18 protein-coding genes are annotated in these 20,310 nt (G+C 62.7%); 14 read left to right on the forward strand and 4 right to left on the reverse strand.

Annotation, left to right across the window (positions count from 1 at the left end):
• Positions 1–88: 88 nt before the first annotated feature.
• The 3 genes from VHD36_17220 to VHD36_17230 all read left to right on the forward strand — a co-directional run bounded on the left by VHD36_17220 (position 89) and on the right by VHD36_17230 (position 3,301).
• Positions 89–1,285, forward strand: a complete 1,197-nt coding sequence (locus tag VHD36_17220; protein ID HVU89068.1) for a Gfo/Idh/MocA family oxidoreductase — start codon at positions 89–91, stop codon at positions 1,283–1,285.
• Between the two features lie 25 nt (positions 1,286–1,310).
• Entirely contained in the window at positions 1,311–1,733 is a 423-nt protein-coding gene (locus VHD36_17225) for a (deoxy)nucleoside triphosphate pyrophosphohydrolase (protein ID HVU89069.1), read from the forward strand.
• Positions 1,734–2,071: 338 nt separating this feature from the next.
• Positions 2,072–3,301: a hypothetical protein gene (locus VHD36_17230; protein ID HVU89070.1), complete on the forward strand. Its 1,230-nt coding sequence runs from the start codon at positions 2,072–2,074 to the stop codon at positions 3,299–3,301.
• 98 nt (positions 3,302–3,399) lie between these two features.
• Here the strand turns inward: VHD36_17230 and VHD36_17235 are convergent, their stop codons facing one another.
• Together VHD36_17235 and VHD36_17240 are read right to left on the reverse strand one after the other, a co-directional pair.
• Entirely contained in the window at positions 3,400–4,341 is a 942-nt protein-coding gene (locus VHD36_17235; GenBank protein ID HVU89071.1) for a phosphatidate cytidylyltransferase, read from the reverse strand.
• Positions 4,338–5,063 carry a lysophospholipid acyltransferase family protein gene (locus VHD36_17240; protein HVU89072.1) on the reverse strand — a complete coding sequence of 242 codons (726 nt, stop codon included), beginning with the start codon at positions 5,061–5,063 and terminating at the stop codon, positions 4,338–4,340. The genes VHD36_17235 and VHD36_17240 overlap by 4 nt, the downstream gene beginning before the upstream one ends.
• 225 nt (positions 5,064–5,288) lie before the next feature.
• On the opposite strand from VHD36_17240, the gene VHD36_17245 reads away from it, so the two are divergent.
• Positions 5,289–6,869, forward strand: a complete 1,581-nt coding sequence (locus VHD36_17245) for an aldehyde dehydrogenase (NADP(+)) (GenBank protein ID HVU89073.1) — start codon at positions 5,289–5,291, stop codon at positions 6,867–6,869.
• Here VHD36_17245 and VHD36_17250 read toward each other — a convergent pair whose 3' ends face one another.
• Entirely contained in the window at positions 6,870–7,922 is a 1,053-nt protein-coding gene (locus tag VHD36_17250) for a DUF362 domain-containing protein (GenBank protein HVU89074.1), read from the reverse strand.
• Positions 7,912–8,826: a hypothetical protein gene (locus tag VHD36_17255; protein HVU89075.1), complete on the reverse strand. Its 915-nt coding sequence runs from the start codon at positions 8,824–8,826 to the stop codon at positions 7,912–7,914. Before VHD36_17255 ends, VHD36_17250 begins: the two co-directional genes overlap by 11 nt.
• 625 nt (positions 8,827–9,451) lie before the next feature.
• Here VHD36_17255 and VHD36_17260 point away from each other — a divergent pair.
• The 10 genes from VHD36_17260 to VHD36_17305 all read left to right on the forward strand — a co-directional run bounded on the left by VHD36_17260 (position 9,452) and on the right by VHD36_17305 (position 20,059).
• The gene (locus VHD36_17260; GenBank protein ID HVU89076.1) at positions 9,452–9,637 is read left to right on the forward strand and encodes a Flp family type IVb pilin; all 186 of its coding nucleotides are present in this window, start codon (positions 9,452–9,454) and stop codon (positions 9,635–9,637) included.
• 583 nt (positions 9,638–10,220) lie between these two features.
• Positions 10,221–10,778 carry a prepilin peptidase gene (locus VHD36_17265; protein ID HVU89077.1) on the forward strand — a complete coding sequence of 186 codons (558 nt, stop codon included), beginning with the start codon at positions 10,221–10,223 and terminating at the stop codon, positions 10,776–10,778.
• A gap of 131 nt (positions 10,779–10,909) precedes the next feature.
• Positions 10,910–11,284 (forward strand): TadE/TadG family type IV pilus assembly protein, encoded by a 375-nt coding sequence (locus tag VHD36_17270; protein HVU89078.1) that lies wholly within the window; start codon positions 10,910–10,912, stop codon positions 11,282–11,284.
• Between the two features lie 59 nt (positions 11,285–11,343).
• On the forward strand, positions 11,344–12,396 hold the full coding sequence (gene cpaB, locus VHD36_17275) for a Flp pilus assembly protein CpaB (protein HVU89079.1): 1,053 nt from the start codon (positions 11,344–11,346) through the stop codon (positions 12,394–12,396).
• A 170-nt stretch (positions 12,397–12,566) separates the two neighbouring features.
• Positions 12,567–14,390, forward strand: coding sequence for a pilus assembly protein N-terminal domain-containing protein (locus VHD36_17280; protein HVU89080.1), 1,824 nt, complete (start codon positions 12,567–12,569; stop codon positions 14,388–14,390).
• Positions 14,391–14,472: 82 nt separating this feature from the next.
• On the forward strand, positions 14,473–15,699 hold the full coding sequence (locus VHD36_17285) for a response regulator (GenBank protein HVU89081.1): 1,227 nt from the start codon (positions 14,473–14,475) through the stop codon (positions 15,697–15,699).
• A gap of 265 nt (positions 15,700–15,964) precedes the next feature.
• Positions 15,965–17,281: a CpaF family protein gene (locus tag VHD36_17290; GenBank protein ID HVU89082.1), complete on the forward strand. Its 1,317-nt coding sequence runs from the start codon at positions 15,965–15,967 to the stop codon at positions 17,279–17,281.
• Between the two features lie 19 nt (positions 17,282–17,300).
• On the forward strand, positions 17,301–18,272 hold the full coding sequence (locus VHD36_17295) for a type II secretion system F family protein (GenBank protein HVU89083.1): 972 nt from the start codon (positions 17,301–17,303) through the stop codon (positions 18,270–18,272).
• Positions 18,273–18,275: 3 nt separating this feature from the next.
• Positions 18,276–19,271, forward strand: coding sequence for a type II secretion system F family protein (locus VHD36_17300; protein ID HVU89084.1), 996 nt, complete (start codon positions 18,276–18,278; stop codon positions 19,269–19,271).
• A 221-nt stretch (positions 19,272–19,492) separates the two neighbouring features.
• Complete coding sequence (locus VHD36_17305; GenBank protein HVU89085.1) at positions 19,493–20,059, forward strand: hypothetical protein; 567 nt, start codon at positions 19,493–19,495, stop codon at positions 20,057–20,059.
• The last annotated feature ends 251 nt before the right edge of the window (positions 20,060–20,310 follow it).

A 20,310-nucleotide genomic window follows, 5' to 3' on the forward strand; every position in this document is an offset into this window, starting at 1 on the left:
CGAACGGTAAACTGTGGCGGCCAGCCCTGCCGCACGCGCGCCAGGGCCATCGTAGCGCTCGCGCACGCCCATCGCAGGAGATGCTGACATGTCGACGAACGGTCCCTTGAATCGAAAACTGCGCATGGCGCTGGTCGGAGGAGGGCAGGGGGCCTTCATCGGGCGCGTCCACTGCACCGCGGCCGTGCTGGACAATCGCGCCGCCCTGGTGGCCGGTGCCCTGTCGAGCAACCCGGAAAAAGCCAAGGCCTCGGCCCCCGATTACGACATTCCCGCGGATCGGGCCTATGGCTCGGTCCGCGAGCTGATCGAAGGCGAAAAGAAGCGCCCAGCCGACGAGCGCATCGATTTCCTGTCGGTCGCCACGCCCAACCATACGCATTACGAGATTGCCAAGGCGGCCGTCGAGGCGGGCTTCAACGTCATTTGCGACAAGCCCATGACGTTCGACCTGAAGCAAGCCGAGGACCTGGCCGAGACCGTGGACCGATCGGGCGTGGTGTTCGCCGTTTCGCACAACTACACCGGCTATCCACTGGTGCGCCAGGCGCGCGAAATGGTGCTGTCGGGCGAGCTGGGCGAGATCAACGCGGTGCGCTCGAATTATATCCAGGGCTGGCTGCGGACGCGCATCGAAAGCGAATCGCAGAAGCAAGCCTCATGGCGGACCGATCCCTCGAAGAGCGGCGCGGCCGGCTGCTTCGGCGATATCGGCACGCACGCCTACAATCTGGCTCGATTTATCACGGGCTTGTTGCCCGAGAGCATCAGCTGCAACCTGCAGACGTTCGCGCCGGGACGCAAGCTCGACGATTACGGTCACGCGGTCGTACGCTTCGAAAATGGCGCATTGGGCACGGTCACGGCATCGCAAATCAGCCACGGCCGTGAGAACGATTTGTTCATCGAAGTCGACGGCACCAAGGGCTCGCTCGAATGGCATCAGGAAGAACCGAACAAGATGCTCTACCGCCGCAACGGCCATCCGCTGAACGTCTACACGCGCAATCCCGGCGCGCCCTTCATGAACGAAGCAGGGAATGCGGCCAGCCGCCTTCCAGGTGGGCATCCCGAAGCGTTCTTCGAAGCCTTTGCCAACGTCTATCGATTCGCCTACGACAACATGGCGCTGCGGGCGACGGGAAAAGACTTCGAGCGACGCGACACCATCTATCCCAACGTCAACGACGGCGTCGAAGGGATGTTCTTCATTCAGCAATCCGTGGCCAGCAGCCAGCAGAACGGCGCCTGGCTGCCGCTGAAACATCCGCGGGCACGGCGCTAAACTCCCGTCGGTTCGGAATACACGGATGGACACAAATGCTCGTGCTGCGAAACCGGTGTTCGTGGCGGTGGCCGTGGTCGAAGATCGCGGCTGTTACCTGATCGGGCAACGTCCGCCGGGCGTGCCGCTGGCCGGTTTATGGGAGTTTCCCGGCGGCAAACGGCGTCCCGGGGAATCGGCCGCGCAGGCCGCCGAACGCGAAACGCTGGAGGAAACAGGGGTCGCGGTTCGCGCGATTGGCGAGCACGAAACGGTCACGAAGACGTACGATCACGGCACGGTCGAAGTAACGTTCGTCGCCTGCCAACTCGCGGGAGAATCGCGCGAGCCGCGCGCGCCGTTTCTCTGGGTGCCGGCCGCGGAGATCGGAAACTTCGAATTCCCGGCGGCAAACCATGCGCTCGTCCGGAAGCTCGTCGCGGGCGCCTCGTCATCGTCGCCTGCCTAAACCCTCACGCAGTTGGTCGCCAGACGATCAACTCCCCAGGCCGCACACGTGCTAGCAATGCACAATTCGCGGCGCCAAGCGAAAACGGTATTGGCCGCGCGCGCCATCTTGGGTAGATTTTGCAAACTTTACAACGTTGCCTGGTGGAAGCGCGGACGTCCCGCAACGTTGATTCGCGCGTAGCAACGAAGCCACGCAAGGCTTTCGGCGCTTTTGCCCACCAGTGCATCGCGACGGCAGCGGATTTCGGCTCGCGATTTGCGTCACGGCCGACAGCCTTGCCAAGACCCAGGGATGTGGCAAGAGCTGCAACCGCAGACCATTGAGGAGATCAGAGCATGGATGCTCGCCTCGTCCGCGCGGCCGTTATGGTCGCTGCGCTGGTGTCGTTAGGCGCCAGCTACCGCACGCCCAACTTCGTGGTCAACGCCCCGACGCAAGACATCGCGACCCAGATCGGCCAACAAGCCGAGACCTATCGACGCGATTTGGCTGTTCTCTGGCTTGGCAAGCCGCTCCCCAACTGGGCCCAACCCTGCCCGATCACGGCGCAAGTCGCCGAGCATCTGGGAGCGGGCGGCGCAACGAGCTTCATGTTCGATCATGGCGAAGTCTTCGGCTGGACCATGACGATCCAAGGCTCGCTCGAACGGATTCTCGACTCGGTGCTGCCGCACGAAGTGACGCACACGATCTTTGCCAGTCATTTCCGCCGTCCGTTGCCGCGGTGGGCCGACGAAGGGGCCTGCACCACGGTCGAACATGCCAGCGAGCGCGGCAAGCAGCAGCAGATGTTGATCCAGTTTTTGCGCACCAATCGCGGCATTCCGTTTCATTCGATGTTCGCCATGAAGGAGTACCCGGCCGACGTGCTGCCGCTGTACGCGCAGGGGCATTCGCTGGCGTCGTTCCTGATCCAGCAGGGAGGCCGGCAGAAATTCTTGAATTTCGTCGCCGCCGGACTGCAAGGCGAGCAATGGCCCGCGGCGGTGCAGCAGAATTACGGCTTCGCGAACCTGGCCGCTTTGCAGAATTCATGGCTCGACTGGGTGCGCAAAGGCAGCCCGGCCATCAGCGCGCCGAACCCGTCGGCGGATACGCAACTGGCCGCGAACGCGCCGCGCCCGCGGCCCGAGCCGAACTTGATCGTCCGCGGTCAGAGCAGCGACAGCGATGACGCCGCGCCGGCGCCTGCTGCGAACCATGCTTCTGGCGTGACGAAGGCCCCGCTCAATAATCTAGCCGGCAATCTCGTCCCGGTGACGCGGCCGCTGGGCGCCCGCAACAACGGGCCAGCCCCCGAGATGACGCTGGCGGCTAACACGCGGCTCCCTGGCCCGGCCTCTTGGCAGCAAATGGAAGACGCGGTGCAGCGTGCCAGCCAATCGCGCGATCCGTTCCAACGAGCGCCGGGCGGTGACGCCAATCGGCACGTGTTGCTCGAATGGGGCAACGACGCCAGTAATAACCAGCGAGCGGTCGGAGGATCGTCCGGTACCGCGACGGGTGGCCCGGCAGGCGCCTCGGTTTACGCGCCGCGCACGAATCAGCCGCTGGCCGCGCCGTAGAGCGCGATCAATCGGGACCAGCTGTGCCATGCTTTTTCGCCAAAGGCGGATAAGCATGCTGCCAATGGTTTCCCCTGACACGAGTCTTGCCGATCCCGTCACGGCAGCACGTAGCGCGTGACGTGGAAAAAAATCGGCGCGGCGAAGCAGATCGAGTCGATACGGTCGAGCACGCCGCCGTGACCGGTGACCAGCGTGCCGTAGTCTTGCACGCCACGATCGCGTTTGATGGCCGACATCGTCAGGCCGCCGAAGAAGCCCATGGTCGTGATCAACAGCGACATGCCCGCGGCTTGCAGCGGATTGAAGGGGGTGGCCCAATAAAGCGCGGCGCCAAACAACGAGCTGCAGGCGACGCCGGCCAGAAAACCCTCCCAGGTGCGGTTAGCGCTGATCGCCGGGGCAATGACGCGGCGGCCGACCAGGTATTCGGCGGCGAAATGGAATGCGTCGCCCATCGTCACGACCAGGATGAAGAACATGAGCAGGCTGGCGTTCTCGCCGGTCGGTAGCTTCAGGTTCAATAGCGCCGGTGCGTAGCTTAAGCAGTAGACGCAGATCATCAGCCCGAACTGGATCTTGGCGCAGCGTTCCAGGTAGCGTTTGAAGTCGCCGGCCAGAGCCACCCGGACCGGCACGAATAAGAACGCGTAGACCGGGATGAAAATGCTGTACAGGCCGTACAAATCCATCCCGACCAGGATGTATTGGACGGGCGAGAAAAGAAAAATCCAAAACAGCGCGCGGTGGTCGGCGATCCGCGTCGGCGTGAGCGTAATGAATTCGCGCAGCGCCCAAAACGACAGAAAAAAGAACAGGATCACGGTGGCTGTCTGCCCAAGCAGGAAGGCGGCCGCCAGCACCGAGCACATCAGCCACCAGGCGCGGACGCGCAGATTGAACTGCTCGATCACCGCCGGATCGAAGCGCGGGTCGGTCTGCCGGCGCAGAATCTGCCCCACGCCGGTCGCAACGGCCAACAGGCCGATCACGCCCAGCACCAGGCCCCAGGTAACCGCGTCGTTGATCAGGCTGCTCATAGATCCTTCAGCCGGCGTACGGCGTTGCGGGCACGGCGCAGGAAGTCCATCTTCGGTTCCTGGTTTTCCAGCCACATGGGCGGGCCAAAGGTAATGCAGCTCAACAAGGGAACCGGCAAAAACTCGCCGCGCGGCAGGACGCGATTGACATTGTCGATATGCACCGGCACCAGCTCCAGGTCGGGCCGTTTTTTGGCCAGGTAATAAAGCCCACTCTTGAACTCGTCGAGGTCCGGTCCGGTATTGCGGTGCCCCTCGGGAAAAACGATCAATGAATACCGGTCCCCCATGCTCTTGAGCATCAGATCGACCGGGCTCTGATGGACCTTGATTTCCTTACGGTCGATCAACAGCGCGTCGAAAATATTCATGGCGATGAAACGCCGCACGAACCCCTTTTCCCAATAATCTTTGGCCGCCACGGGCCGGGTCAGGTTGCGCACCTTGCGCGGCAGCGACGCCCAGAGCACGAGCACGTCCAGATGGCTCGTATGGTTGGCGAAGTAGACGCGCTGGCAGGTGTCGGGCTGGCAATCGATCCAGCGCACGCTCGCCCCGCTGATCAGCCGCGCGAGCGCGGCGAGTGACGTGCGCATCCCTTCGGTCTTCAGGTCGACATTATCTCCCCAGCCAGACGCGGAGGCGTCGGCGGCGCTGCCCGAAGCGGGTTGAAGGTTGCGATGCAGCATGGCGATGGTGTCGAAATCCTCAGACGATCGCAAAGTCGGCCCGTCCTGTCGAGCCTGTAATGGTTGCCGAGCGCGTAAAATCGTCGCCGCTCCGGCGACGTCCAGATGTCCGCCTGGTCGCGCCTCGTTCAAGGTCCGCCGGTGATCGTTCCAGGCTCCCGCCCCAGCGGCCGGGCGTCTCCTATGTTAGGATGCCGCGGATATTACAGTATAGGACCTTTAAATCACCTGTCCGTTTCTCGTGGGAGTTGTCGTTTGATGGGCGTGCAACCGATCTTGATCGCCGGTAAATGGGAGACCGTCCCGACGTCGGCAACCTTTCAGGCCGACAACCCGGCAACGGGACAACCGCTTCCAGACGTTTATCCGGTGAGCGGCTGGCAGGACTGCGAACGGGCCCTTGCGGCGGCGGCGAGCGCGGCCACGGCACTGAGGCGTGTGCCCACGGCAAAGTTGGCGGCCTTTCTGGATCGATTCGCCGAACGCATCGAACAGCGCGCCGGTGAACTGGTCGAAATGGCCCATCAAGAAACGGCCCTGCCACGAAAACCTCGCCTGGCGGATGTCGAATTGCCCCGTACCACCAGTCAACTACGCCAGGCGGCCACGGCAGCCCGCGAAGGTTCGTGGGCCCTGCCGACGATCGACACGAAATTGAGCATCCGTTCCTGTTATATGCCGCTTGGGCCGGTGGCGGTCTTCGGTCCCAACAATTTTCCGTTCGCCTTCAACAGCGTGGCTGGGGGAGATTTTGCCGCCGCCATCGCCGCCGGCAATCCGGTGATCGCCAAGGCGAACACGTCGCATCCGGGCACGACCCGGCTGTTGGCCGAAGAGGCGGCGCAGGCCGTGGCGGAATGCGAACTGCCGCCGGCGACCGTGCAGCTTTTGTATCGCACCAGCCATGCCGACGGCGAGCGATTGGTGGCCGATCCGCGCCTGGCGGCGACCGGATACACGGGCAGCCGGCAAGCGGGCCTGGCACTGAAGCGGGCGGCCGACGCGGCCGGCAAGCCCATTTACCTCGAGCTATCGAGTATCAATCCGGTGGTGATTCTGCCGGGCGCGCTCGCCGAGCGAGGCGACAAGATCGCCGAAGAATTCGCTGGAAGCTGCCTGATGGACACCGGCCAGTTCTGCACCAATCCGGGCCTGGTCCTGCTTTTGGCCGGCCCGGCGACCGAGAAATTCATCGTCGACATCTCGCAACGATTCACGGCGGCACCGGCGGGAGTGCTGCTCTCGGCATCGGTCGCGCGAAACCTGGCGCAGGGAATCAAAGAACTGGCGGGCGCCGGCGCGGATATCGTTGTCGGCGGGGTCGCGGACAACACGGGCGGCTATCGTTACGCGAACACGCTTTTGAGGGTTTCCGGCGGACAGTTCCTGCAAGCGCCGGAAAAGCTGCAGACCGAGGCCTTCGGCAACGAATCGCTGCTGGTTGTGGCCCGCGATGCGAGCGAAGCCAGCGCGGTGCTCGACCATTTGGAAGGAAATCTCACCGGCTGCATTTATTCCGACACGCGTGGCAGCGACGACGCCTTGTATACCCAACTGGCCGAGCATTTGCGCCCCAAGGTCGGTCGGCTATTGAACGATAAGATGCCGACGGGTGTCGCCGTCAGCGAGGCCATGAATCATGGCGGGCCCTATCCGGCGACCGGGCATCCCGGCTTCACGGCCGTGGGCATTCCGGCGGCTCTGCGCCGCTTTGCGATGCTGGCCTGCTTTGACAACGTGCGGTCGGCGCGCTTGCCTGGGCTTTTGCAGGACAAGAACGCGGCCGGCGCGTGGCGTTTCATCGACGGCGCTTGGACGCGGGCCGACGTCGGCAGTTGATCAGGTCACTTTGACGCTTTGCTGGACGCGCAACTCTTGCAGGTGCGGGACGTCCAGGATCTGAAACGGCGAGGCGACGCTTTCCCACGATTCGCCACGCTGTGGAATGTGCCGCGCATCAAGAGGGCCGAGGCGGCGTGCCAGCTTCAAATAGCTGATCCGGCGCGGTTCGAGGCCGATCATGCGCGCGCACGTCGCGTCGACAGCCGTTGGATTGAGCCCAATCGCGATCACGCCGAGCGATTTCGGACTGCCGAGAATTGGCCCGTCTCCTTCCATGCAATCAATGGCATCGACGATAGCGATCGTCTTGGGGAGCGAAGCGTTGATGTCGACCACCGTTTGCGGAATGCCGGCGTGGTGCAACACATTCTTCGGCCATCCGTAAACGATCCCGGGCAGCACGCCGTACATGTTTTTCATGGCTGCGGTCATGCCCACCCAATGATGCGTCTTCAGCTTGGGGAGCGAGACGACGAGGTCAGCCTCGGCGACGCTTCGGGGAAAACAGATTTTCGACAGCGGCGAGGCGCGTCCGGCGTTGTCGGTCCAGGCGAGATCATCGTAATTGAGATCCGCAAATTCGAGCCGCTCGGAATCCAAAGCCTCGCCCAGGCCCGATTCAAAAAGCGCCATCTGCGAATCGCGGACGTGGCCGGGCGCCTCGCCCACGGTGACCAGGGCGCCCCAGCGGCGAAACACGTCGGCTGCCGCCACGACGACCGCCGGATGCGTGGTCATATGGGGGCGCGCTTTCGAGGGTTCGACCAGGTTGGGTTTCAAAAGCACGAGCCGGCCACGGATCGTGGCGGGATCGAAACCAACGGCCAGCAATCCGTCGCGAATCGACTGCACGAGGGGGCCGTCGTAGCGCTGATGGCGAGCCAGGAAAACCGGCCGCGGTGTCGTTAAGGCATCGCGGACGAGCGGAAATGCGAGCGCGCCGGCCGTCACGGCGCCCGCGCCAACCAACAGCGCGCGGCGATCGAACTGCGCAGGTTTCACCTGGCAGGCGGGGGCTCGCTCCGGCGAGGTTTGCAGCTCAATGGTCATCGATGCGCGTGAGTGCTTTCCAGGCCGCTTGAGGGACGGCAATCTGTGTGATCAAGGGGCAGTCTTCTTTGAGGGCCGCCAGCGCGAGCAAAGCCAACTCCAGCGACGACTCGCGCCGGTAGGCCCGGGCAAAGGCGTTCGCCAACCATTCTTCGGACCGTGGCAGTTCGCGCCCATGAGCCGACAGCCCGAGAATTCCGTAAGCCAACGAGGCTGGCGCCGTATCGGGGCCAATGGCCGCGAGCAAGTAATCAACGGCCGCCGCGATGCGGCCGTGCGCGTCGGCCTGACCGCAGAGTGCTAGAAGCGTGAGCCCCGTCGGCTCGACGTGGGGAAGCAAAGTCTGGCCAAGAACGATGGTGTTGCCATAATTGCAGCCGCCCGACGGCAGGAGCCGGTCATCGAGCAACCTTGCGGCATCGATGGCGCGCGAATGCGAGGCCAGCCCGACGCTGCACAGAGCCAAGAGGCCAAGCGCCGTTGGCTCAACCCACGAGTGAGTACCGAGAACCCACGGCCACCCAGGGATGGTCGGATCGTGCTCGACGAGGGGACGAGTTTCCGACGTATCGCCGGCGCTTCGCAACAGCCAATCGATGGCCCTGCGGCTTGCTTCGCGTGCCGTGTCTTCCGGACCATGCTCGCCTGGCAAGTTCCAGGCCAACACGGCCAGTGCCGTGGGCCAGCCGGGAGCCGGTTCATCCTGCCGGATGCCTACGCTGCCGTCGGCGTTCTGCGCGATCAGTAGCCACCTGCGCGCGACATCGGCGGCATCATGACGGTTGTGCGCCGCAAGCGCCAGCGCAGCCCAAGCCGTGGGCTCCGCAGCCGGCGCCGTCCCGGGGCGATAGCACCAGGCGGACTGACATTCCAGAACGTCGAGCGCGATCGCAAGCGGGTTCATATGAAGCTCTTCGAAAACTCATTTCGCACTTTGTAAGCGTTGCGTCGGGCCACCTCTGTTTCGGAGGCGCGCAGCGATAACGCTTCCACGGCGCGCAAGCCTACGTCGTGATGCGCGCCGCCGGGGGGTTGTCTCCGCGCGACTCGACATAACCGGAAACCCCGGCGGCTGTGAGCGCATCCGCTGCTAATGCGCGCGGGGGACAAGGCACGGAGGACCCGGGCGATCGCGAGAATTTGACATCCTGAAAAAGCAACCTAGGTTTGCAGTGCATGGGTGAACGCAACCGCGCAACCCTGCACGTGGAATGGGTCTCGCGACCATTCCGACGTTCCCTTCTTGAATGGATATTCTCCGCGTCTAGAACGAATCTAAAGCGTCGAAGGGCAGCGTCACGACACTTGCTGCCGGTCCAGCGTGGGCATCACGTAAGTTGCGTGTGCTTTACGCTGAAAGGTTCAAGTCATTGCGAGCGCGTCGGAACGTAATCGGCTGCGGGCCTGCACAAACAGCCCAGTGGTCGATGCCCGTCGCGATTGTCGACCACCTTTGGCAATCGGCTCGCCCTGATTTCGGCCACACACGATTCGTAGCCAAGGGCGACCAACAGGAATGGAGGATTCTCATGAAATCGCTCGCTTTGAAGGTGCAACGTTTCCTCACGTCCGAAGATGGCCCAACTGCCGTGGAATACGCGGTGATGCTGGCGTTGATCGTGATCGTCTGCTTGACGGCGATTCAATCGATCGGCACGAACGCCAACGCGACTTTCAATAACGTCGCCGGCAAGCTCGGTGGCGGTGGTTCGTAATCGAATCGCATCGCGCGGGGATCGCGGCGCTTGCGCGTCCGATTCCCGCCGGCTTTGCTCCCAACCCTCGGAATCCGCCGCCGGCGGCTTCCGGGGGTTTTTTTGTGACCTAGAGTTTCCAAGGGCAAGCAGCCCAGCGGCACCAAAGAGATACAGCCATGTACCCTGGCATTCCCTTCGAATTCGTTTGTGCCGAGGCGCTCTCGGCCATCCTGGCGATCATCATGGCCAGCGTGTGCCTGCTCTTCTGCATGCGCACTTGACGGTGCGCCGTGCCGCCGAACGGACACCGCGCGGCGGCTGGCTTCTGCAGGCGCGCAAATTGTTACCTTCCAGGCCGCCACGATTCTTGCGAATGCGCCTGCCACTCTGGCGACCGCCTCCCTGAGTTTTTTGACATACGATTGAGTTGAGGGTTGCCCATCGAACTACTCGATGGGACCGCTCCTGGAATTTTGGAACTCATGAGCCCTTCAGCGGACGCGACGACAGGCGAGCAGAGATCTCGCACACCTCGCTTTCGTTCGGCCGCGGAACACGATTTCCCCTCGCACGCGCACACGGAGAAACGAACGTGATTGACATGGAAACGCTACGCACCGGCTTCATCGCGAACTGGCCCAGTTGGGTCGTGACGTTCTTGCTCGTGATGGCCGCGGTCATCGACGGCTGGAAACTGAAGGTTCCCAACTGGCTGACCTTTCCGATGATCATTGCCGGCTGGGTCTACAGCACGGCGTTCTTCGGCTGGGAAGGGCTCGGCTGGAGCCTGGCCGGAACGGCCGCGGGCCTGGCCCTGCTGTTACCGCTGTATGCCATCGGCGGCATGGGCGCCGGGGACGTGAAGCTACTGGCGGGCGTCGGCGCCTGGGTCGGCGCGACCACGACGTTCTACGCGTTTTGCGTGTCGGCCGTGGTCGGCGCCGTGATCGCGGTGTTGATGGTGCTTGTGCGGCGCGATTGGTTCAAACACCAGGCGCAATTCTGGATGATCTTCCACGAGATATTCACCGTGCGCGATCCGAACCAGTTGTCGGCGATCGCGGCCGATCGCAAGAGCAGCATGTTGCTCTTGCCGTATGGAATTCCCATCGCCATCGGCACGATTTTGTACTTCGCTTGGGAGGGGATGCTGCTATGAAGGGCCACCAAGATTTGCCAGCACTGCTAGATCAGAACTCTGCCCCCCTGATGAGAAAGCGACGAACGAAGTCGCTCAAACTACAGAGACTCTACCGGTTGTGCCGAAAGAACCGACGAGGCTCCGCTGTCGTGGAGTTTGCCGTCGTGGCGCCGGTTTTTTTCGCCTTCACCTTGGGAATGATCGAGGTGGGACGCGGAGTCATGGTGCAGCAAATTCTGACAACGGCCTCGCGTGAGGGAGCTCGGCAAGCGGTGCTGGATGGCGCAACACAAAGCGCCGTCACGACTTTTATTACGAACTATCTGAACTCGGCTTCGGTGAGCGCAGCAGGAACAACCGTGACCTACTCCCCCTCTTTGCCTACATCATCAGGATATTCCGGACCGGTGACCGTTACGGTATCCGTACCTTTCAGTCAAGTGAGTTGGTCGCCATCGCCAATCTTCCTTAATGGCGCGACGTTAACCGCTAGCACGACCATGCAACGCGAAGGCATCCAGTGATGGTGCTGCGCCGTGAAACGTAAGCGCGCAGCCGGCAACAGGAGTGGCGTGGGGGGATCATGCGTCCGAAATCGTTGATACTTCTGGCCCTGGCACTGACCTGCGGACTGGCGGCCGCCATCGGCATCAACCAGGTGCTGGCGAATCGCCCCGTCGATCAGGCGCCGGACATGGGAGAAACCGTACCGATCTTCGTGGCCCTCATGGACATCGGGCTGGGCGACCCGCTCACGCCGCAAGTCTTGAAACTCGAGGAATGGCCGAAAATGAAAGTGCCACCCGGCGCCTTGCTGCATCTGGAAGATGTCGAGGGCCGGCGCGCGCGCACCAAGTTCTACGCCGGCGAACCAATCATCGAAGCTAAGCTGTTCGCCAAAGGCGACCAGGGATCAGGCGCGACGGACTTGATCCCCAAGGGCTTTCGCGTCGTGTCGGTGAAAGTCGACGACGTCAGCGGTAGCGGTTTGATCCTGCCTGGCGACCGCGTCGACGCACTGGTCCACCTGGCGGACAATAGCGCCGCGGCGGGTTCCGAGGGAAACCGTTCCAGCACGCACACCTTTCTGCAAAACGTGAAGGTGTTCGCCGTCAATAACGTCTACAGCCGCGAAGCCAACGGCACCGAAGCCATCACGGCCAAGACCATCTCGTTGCTCGTGACGCCGCAACAGGCGGAACTCGTGACGCTGGCCAACGAGATGGGGAAGATCCGGCTCGTGATGCGCAGCGCCGACGACGAAGCGCATGACGAGACGGGCGGCGTGACGCAGAGCGAATTGTTCACCGGAGGCGACCACGCCACGTCTCATAAGCAGGCGGCGGCAGAAACCCTGATGAAAATCATCGAGCCGGCAAAGCCCAAGGAGCCGCCTCCCGAGGAACCCGCCGCGCCTCCCACGAACGTCTGGAAGATGGTCGTGATCAAGGGTGACGCGGTCGATGAGGTCGAGTTCGAAGATGGCGATCGCGTGGGCGGACCCATTCAAGTGCGGCAGCTAAGCGCAGGAGTTGGCTCGACATCGGCAGGAGCCTCCGGAACGCTGCCGCTGGGAGCGACCACAACGACCACCAGCACGCCACCCTATACACCGGCTCCGGGCGACGGCCCGTAGGCCACGACGAAACATGACACACTGGCCCGCGGTTTTCCACACCCGCCGGCCTTAAGGCAAACAATCTGAAGCACCGACACCGTCTCGGCAAAGGGCAAACCGCTGTGCAAGGATGACAGCGGGACCAAGGATGGGTCGCCGAGTTCGATTCGAAGCAAGGAAGTTCACGGATGACTATTCGGGCTTTACGACGACGTGCGGCGCCGCTGCGCGTCTTGGCGCGAAAGGCGGTCCTTTGGGCCGTCATCGCGGCGCTTGTTCTGCCGCCATCGCCACCTGCCGCGACGGCCGCCGTGGAGCCGCCGCAGGCTCAGGCCGTCGTCTTCAAGGTGCAAAACACCAACGAGCGTCTGGAGATGGTCGTCAACTCCAGCCGCATCCTCACCATGGACCAGAAGATTCCGCAGGTGCAGGCCGCGAATCAGGACCTCGTCGAGCTGACGCCGCTATCGGCCACGCAGGTGCAACTGCTGGCAAAGAAGGCCGGCGTCACCCAGGTCAACTTGTGGGACGAGGAAAAGAAGGTTCACACGATCGATGTCATCATCTTCCCCGATGCGCGGGAGCTGGCGATGCTCTTGCAGTCGCAGTTCCCCACGACGGCGCTGCGCGTCGTGCCGACGGCCAACAGCGTGATTTTGTCGGGACACGTCGACGACCCGAACCAGATCAGCCGCATCGTCGCCATCGCCGAAGATTATTACCCGAAGGTGATCAACAACATCACCATCGCGGGCGTGCAACAAGTGCTGTTAAAGGTCAAGGTGCTGGAAGTTTCGCGCACGAAGTTGCGGCAACTGGGCTTTGACTTCCGGGCGCAAAGTGGCCAAAGCTTTTTTCAATCGGCGATCAGCCAGATCTTGGGTTCGTCGTCGGGGCAGTTTACACCCCCACCCGGCCCCATTCCCGGCCTGATTTCCACGGCTTCCTCGGATACGCTGCACCTCAGCTTCGGCATCGTGAACCAGAACAGCGCATTTTTGGGCTTCCTGGACGCGCTCGAGAAGCAACAACTGGCGACGATTCTGGCTGAACCCAACCTGACGGCTTACAGCGGCCGCCCGGCCAGCTTTTCCTCCGGCGGTCAGTTCCCGGTGCCGGTGCCGCAGAGCTTGGGTACGATCTCGGTCCAATGGAAGACCTACGGCACGCAGGTCGATTTCGTGCCGATCGTCCTGGGGAGCAACGCCATTCGCCTGGAAGTCTTTCCGCGCGTGACGGAAATCGACGAGACCCATGCCGCCGTGATCAACGGTCAGACCGTGCCGGCCCTGAAGATTCGCGAGGCCAATACGGGCGTCGAGATGCGCGCCGGACAGACCCTGGCGATCGCCGGCTTGATTCAGAACCGGCGCGATTACGCGAAGCGTGCCGTGCCGCTGTTAGGCGAGATTCCCTACGTGGGAGCTTTGTTTCGCAACGAAACAGGCCAGGATGAGGAAATCGAGCTGTTGATCATGGTGACGCCAGAGCTGGTCGAGGCGCTCGATCCTTGCGACGTGCCTACGGAAGGCCCGGGTACGGTGACCTCGAGCCCGACCGATTTCCAGATGTACTTCAAGGGCCACATCGAGGTACCGCGCTGCCCGGCCGACGATGCCTGCCGTCCGTCGCTATCGCCTGGCTCGTTGTACGAATTCTCCCGGCCGAAGGGCGGCGGTGGGCCCCCGGGCGATCCGTCGGGGCCGGCGCTCGCTCCGCAGGAGGGCTCTGACGAAGTGATCGAGGCGCCCGCCCCCGAGCCTGGCTCGGCGTCGCGTCGCAACACGCTGCTGCGATCGCCCCCGTCGGCCGCGGCCCGGCCACGTTCGACGTCGCAGACCGGCGAAGCAGTGCCCCGAGCGCGGCAGGTGCCGGCGAGCTACAACGGCGATAATCGCTCCGCCTCTTACAGACCGAACAATCGGACATCGCGGCCAACCACAGCGCAACGCAACGGATCGCAATCCCCGCCGGGAATCGTCGGGCCCGTGGGATATGACGTAAAAAATTAAGGCGGAGAATTGCCTTCCCGGTTGCCGGGACGGCTGACGGTCCGCACCAATCGCACGATCCACCGCGCTCGATTCATTCACCATGGCCAACGTGTTACGTCTAGCGGTCGTCGATCCCAACGACGCCACGCGCGACGCCATCAAGTCGATGCTGTTGGGACTTGATCTCGTCTGGCTCGAGGCCGAATGCTCGCGCTACGAATTCTTCGCCGATGTCGTGCTGCAAACGCATCCCGATATGGGCCTGGTGTCACTGGACCAGGATCCCGAGAAAGCGCTGCGCCTGATCGCGCGGCTGGGCGAAGAGACGCCCGAGTGCAGCATCCTGGTCGTCAGCAGTTCGACCGATGGCAGCTTGATCTTGAAAGCGATGCGGGCTGGGGCGAAGGAGTTTTTAACGCGGCCCGTGAAGATCGAGGACTTGCTCGAGGCGTTGGGCCGGATTAGCGAACGGCGGTTCGGCCGCGGCGAGGCCAAAGCACGCAGCAGTACGGTGGTTGCCGTCGCCGGCGCCACGGGAGGCGTCGGCGCGACGAGCCTGGCCGTGAATCTGGGTTGCGCGCTAGCGGCCAATGAGAAGAACTCGGTCGCGATCGTCGATCTGGACCTGTGCCTGGGCGACGCGGACGTGCTGTTGGATACGATACCCGACTACACGCTCTTGGATGTGGCCCAAAACATCACACGGCTCGATTTTGCCTTGCTGAAACGCTCGTTGACGAAGCATTCCTCGGGCGTATTTTTGCTGCCGCGCCCGGTGCAGATGGAGGACATCTCGCACATCGCCCCCGACGATTTGCAGCGCGTGATCGGTCTCTTGAAGGCCACGTTCACGCACCTGGTGCTGGACCTGTCGAAGTCCTACAACGCGCTCGACCAGGTGGCGCTGGAGATGGCCGACCACGTGCTCCTGGTGACGCAACTCGATCTGCCCTGCCTGCGGAACGTGGTGCGGCTGATGACCTCGTTCCATGCCAATCAGGGATTGTCCGACAAGGTCAAGATCGTGCTCAACCGCGTCGGGCTGGATTGCGGTCACATCAGTTTGAAAAAGGCGCAGGAAACGATCGGCCGCGAAGTCTTCTGGCAGGTGCCCAACGACTATCGCACGATGATCGAGGTGCGCAACAACGGCGTTCCGCTCACGGATCAAGCGCCCAAGGCGGCCGTCACGCAGGCCATCGTCAACCTGGCCATCGCGCTTACGGGCGGCCCAAGCACTGACGGGGACGCGGGCGATACCAGCCGCACGGCCCTCACACGGTTGTTCAACTTCTGGCCGAAGAACAATCCCACGCCGACGAAGTAACGCGCCCGCCTTCCGCCGGCCGCTGCATGCGTCTTCGTTCCGGACGCCCGCGGGCAGGCCATCCCTTTGGGGTAATCGCACCACGCGGTCCCGGGGCATTCCAAGCCCTCGGGGAAAGCCTGTTTCGGCAGCCTGAGTCGCGCCGGCGTGAGCTATCCTTTTTGTGGAAATTAATCGCGATCCGCCGGCGCCGCAGGCATTCGGCCGACTTGGGCAATCCCGGCGCTGTAACCGACTCCTCTGAAAAGACCGCAGGCACACAATCGTGAAACCCCCTTTGACGGCAACGCGCGAGAAGACGCAAGAGAACGACTTCGAAGAACTGAAGCGCCGCATCCACGGCAAGCTCGTCGACAAGCTCGACCTGACGCGCGTCGGCGACCTGGCTGGCGATGTTTTGCGGCGCGAGATCCGGCTCGTCGTCGAGCATCTTTGCGACACCGAGGACACGCTCCTCAATCGCAGCGAGCGCGAGCGGCTGGTCGACGAGGTGCTCGACGAGACATTCGGGCTGGGCCCGCTCGAACTATTGCTCAAGGACCCGACGATCAGCGATATCCTGATCAACGGCCCGAAGAACATCTATTGCGAGCGCAAAGGAAAGATGGAAAAGACCAACGTCACGTTTCGTGACAATGGTCACCTGATGCAGATCATCGATCGCATCGTGTCGAAGGTAGGACGGCGCGTCGACGAAGTCTGCCCGATGGTCGACGCCCGCTTGCCGGACGGTTCCCGCGTGAACGCGATTATTCCTCCCTTGGCCCTGGATGGCGCGGCCGTCTCGATTCGCCGCTTCGGCGCCAATCCACTCAAACTCGAAGACTTGTTGAACTACAAGGCCTTTACGCCCGAGATGGTGATGCTGCTCGAGGGCGCGATCAAGGCCCGCTTGAACATCGTCATTTCGGGCGGTACGGGCTCGGGCAAGACGACGCTGTTGAACACACTGTCGAGCTTCATTTCCAACGCGGACCGCATCGTCACGATCGAGGACGCGGCCGAACTGCAATTGCAGCAAGATCACGTGGTACGGCTGGAAACGCGGCCGCCGAACATCGAAGGCAAGGGAGCCATTACCGCTACCGACCTGGTAAAGAACGCCCTGCGTATGCGGCCCGAGCGCATCATCATCGGCGAATGCCGCGGCGCCGAGACGCTCGACATGTTGCAAGCGATGAATACCGGTCATGAAGGTTCGCTGACCACGATTCACGCTAATACGCCGCGCGACGCCGTGGCCCGTATCGAAACCATGATCACGATGGCCGGCTTCGAACTGCCATTGAAGGCCATGCGGCAACAAATCGCCAGCGCCGTGGACCTGATCATTCAGGCCAACCGCTTGCAGGGGGGGCCGCGCAAGATCACGCACATCACCGAAATCCTGGGAATGGAACAAGACACGATCGTGATGCAGGACATCTATCACTTCACGAAGGACGGCGTTGATGAAAATGGCCGGGCGCGCGGCCGCTTTCTGTCGACCGGCATTCGCCCCGCCTTCATGGACCGCCTCGAGGCTGCCGGCGTCCGTCTGCCGGCGAGCGCCTTCCGCCAGCGCGTGATGTTAGAGGATTAGTCCCCGAGACCATACGACCATGAACCCGACTCTGCTCATCTCGATCGCGGCCTTCGTCGGCGTGGCGGCGCTGGTCGGCGGCATCGCCATGTTCCTGCGCGAGAAAAGCGACAAGGGCATCGAGCAGCGGCTGGACGTGCTGACCGGGCTGAGCACGGCCAGCAACGTCAAGGAGAACCTGCTCAAAGGGAGCGTGCTCAGCGCGCCCTTGAATGAAAAGCCCGGCATCCTCGAAGGACTCGTCGCCCGTTATCACAAGCTGAGTCTGTTATTCGAGCAGGCCGATACGACGCTCACCATTTCGCGGTTTTTCGGCATCTCGGCCGGGCTGGCCGTGGTCGGTGCGTTGGCCTCGATGGTGGCGGGCTTTCCTGCGCCGATGACGCCCTTGGGGGCGCTGGCGATGGCAACGCTGCCGCTGTTGTGGCTGATGTTTCGCCGCGGCAAACGGATGAAGGCCTTTGCCGTGCAATTGCCCGACGCGCTGGAGCTAACGGCCCGCGCGCTGCGCGCCGGTCATAGCCTGGCGTCGGGCTTCAACCTGGTACGCGAAGAGATGGCGCCGCCGATTTCCAAGGAATTCGGCCGGGTCTTCGAAGAGCAGAACCTGGGCATTTCGATGGACGATTCGCTGTCGAACATGACCGAACGCGTCCCCAACCTGGACCTGAAGTTCTTCGCCACGGCCATCGTCCTGCAACGGCAGACGGGCGGTGACCTGGCCGAGATTCTCGACAAAATCGGCTACATCATTCGCGAGCGATTCAAAATCTGGGGCCAGGTGCAGGCGCTGACGGGCGAAGGCCGTTTGTCGGGCGTGGTGCTGTTGGGGTTGCCGCCGGTCCTGTTTCTCGCCGTGTACCGGCTGAACCCCGATTACATCATGATGCTGTTCACCGACCCGATGGGCAAAAAGATGCTCGCCGGAGCGGTCATCCTGCAGGTGCTCGGCGCGCTGGTCATTCGCAAAATCATCAATATCAAGGTGTAAGTCGTGATCCTTGCCGACTTGATCGACTTCACGCAGATTCTGCCGCTGGCCGTATTCGGCTTGTTTGCCGTGGCCGCCTGGTGGCTGTTGGATCTGGTGGCGACGGGGCGGCCGCGCACTTTGCAGCGGCTGGACGAAATCAAGAATCCTGCGCTGCGACGCCGTGAAGCGGCGTCGTTGACCAAGAAGCAGGACGCGATGACCAAGGTGCTGGAAGCGGCTTCGCCTGCTCTGGCCGCGCCCTTGCAACCGAAAAGCGAGCTGGAAGTCAGCAAGCTGAAAATGAAGCTTTCCAACGGTGGCTTCCGCGGCGAGTCGGCGCCGACGATCTTCCTGGGTCTGAAATTCCTGGGTCTGATCATCGGCCTGTTCGGCAGCGGCACGACGATGATGATCCTCGGCAATTTCAGCCAGAAATCGACCATGACGTCGCTGTTCGTCGCCGGCGCCTTGTTTTACCTGCCCGACCTGGTGCTGAAGCTGATCGTCAGCAAACGCAAGGAAGCGATCTTCCTGGGCCTGCCTGATGCGCTCGACCTGATGGTGGTGTGCGTCGAGGCGGGGCTGGGTCTGGACCAGGCGATGCGCCGCGTTTCGGACGAGATGAAGCGGATCTACAAGGTGATCTCCGAAGAGTTCGCGCTGTCGAACTTTCAATTGCAAGTGGGTCGCTCGCGCACTGACGTGCTGCACGAGCTCGGGGTGCGCACCGGCGTCGATGATTTGCGCAGCCTTGCGTCGATCTTGATTCAAGCCGATAAATTCGGCTCCAGCATCGCGCAAGCCCTGCGCGTGCAAAGCGACTCGATGCGCACGCGGCGGCGGCAATTGGCCGAGGAAAAAGCCGCCAAGACCGCGGTAAAGCTGATTTTCCCGCTCGTGATCTTCATCTTCCCGGGCATTTTCGTCGTGCTCGTCGGGCCGGCCGCCATCACCATGGTCCGCGAAATGTTCCCGCTGATGGCCGGGGCCGGGGGCGGGCCCGGAGCCGGAAGCTGAGGCGATTGCGCAAGCCCTGGCGGTTCCTCGTTCCGGTGCCAGGAATTCGGCGGCTACCGTCCGATACCGGGATAGGGGCCGAAATGCGCGCCCGAGCCCGGCACGGGATGCCGATGGCCGCGCGGACCACGACTGGGGATCGATCGATGCGATGCTTGCTGCTGGCCGCTTTCGCCGGGTGCGCGCTTGTGCCTGCGTCCGTGTTGGCACAGAACGCCAACATGAACTGTGATGTGGTCACCGAGGATTCGGCCAAGCCCGAGCCGAACTTCTTCAAACGCGCGTGGTATTCGGTCTGCCGCGACTTCAAGCGAAACAACAATTGGCCCGACCCGTTCGTAACGGCGGATCGCGCGAACACGCGCATCCATTTCGACTTAGCGACCGCCAATGGCTGGCGCGTGCAAAACACGCTCGGCGATCACCACTTCGTCGATGACGGCACGGAATTGACCGAGGCGGGGCGCCTGAAGATTGCTGCCATCATTGCCCAGACTCCGCTCTGCTATCGAGCGGTTTTCCTGTTGCGCGACGAGGATCCGGAAAAGACCGCCGGCCGCGTGGTGGCCGTGCAAGAACAAATCGCCGCGGTCGTCGGCGACCGTCCGCCGGTACCGATCTTCGAGACGTACGACAAGCCGCGCGGCACACCCGCTTTTTATGTCGACGAGGTGACGCGCCGCTATCAGGCCACGATTCCCGATCCGCGCTTGCCTGAGGACGACAGCAGTAGTTCGATGTCCTCGGGTTACAGCGGCGGTAGTGGCAGCGGCAGCAGCGGGCAGTAGGGGCCAGCGGTTGGAAACCTTTCACGCCCTGCTTTCCACACAGGGCCGCCAATATCACGGGGCAAAGCGACACGCGCAGCAAGCTTCGGCGTCCTCACGGCGGAGCCGCGCGTTGCTCGCGACGATTGCTAGCACGTGGAAATCTGCCAGGGCTGCCGCGATTTGCCTGGTCCTCCCCGCCTAACCCACACCCCTGTTACGTGTGTTACGTGTTCGCCAATCTGCCACTTCCTATGCAGCCGATGATTGTC

This window comes from Pirellulales bacterium (genome assembly GCA_035546535.1).
Taxonomy (GTDB): Bacteria; Planctomycetota; Planctomycetia; order Pirellulales; family JACPPG01; genus JACPPG01.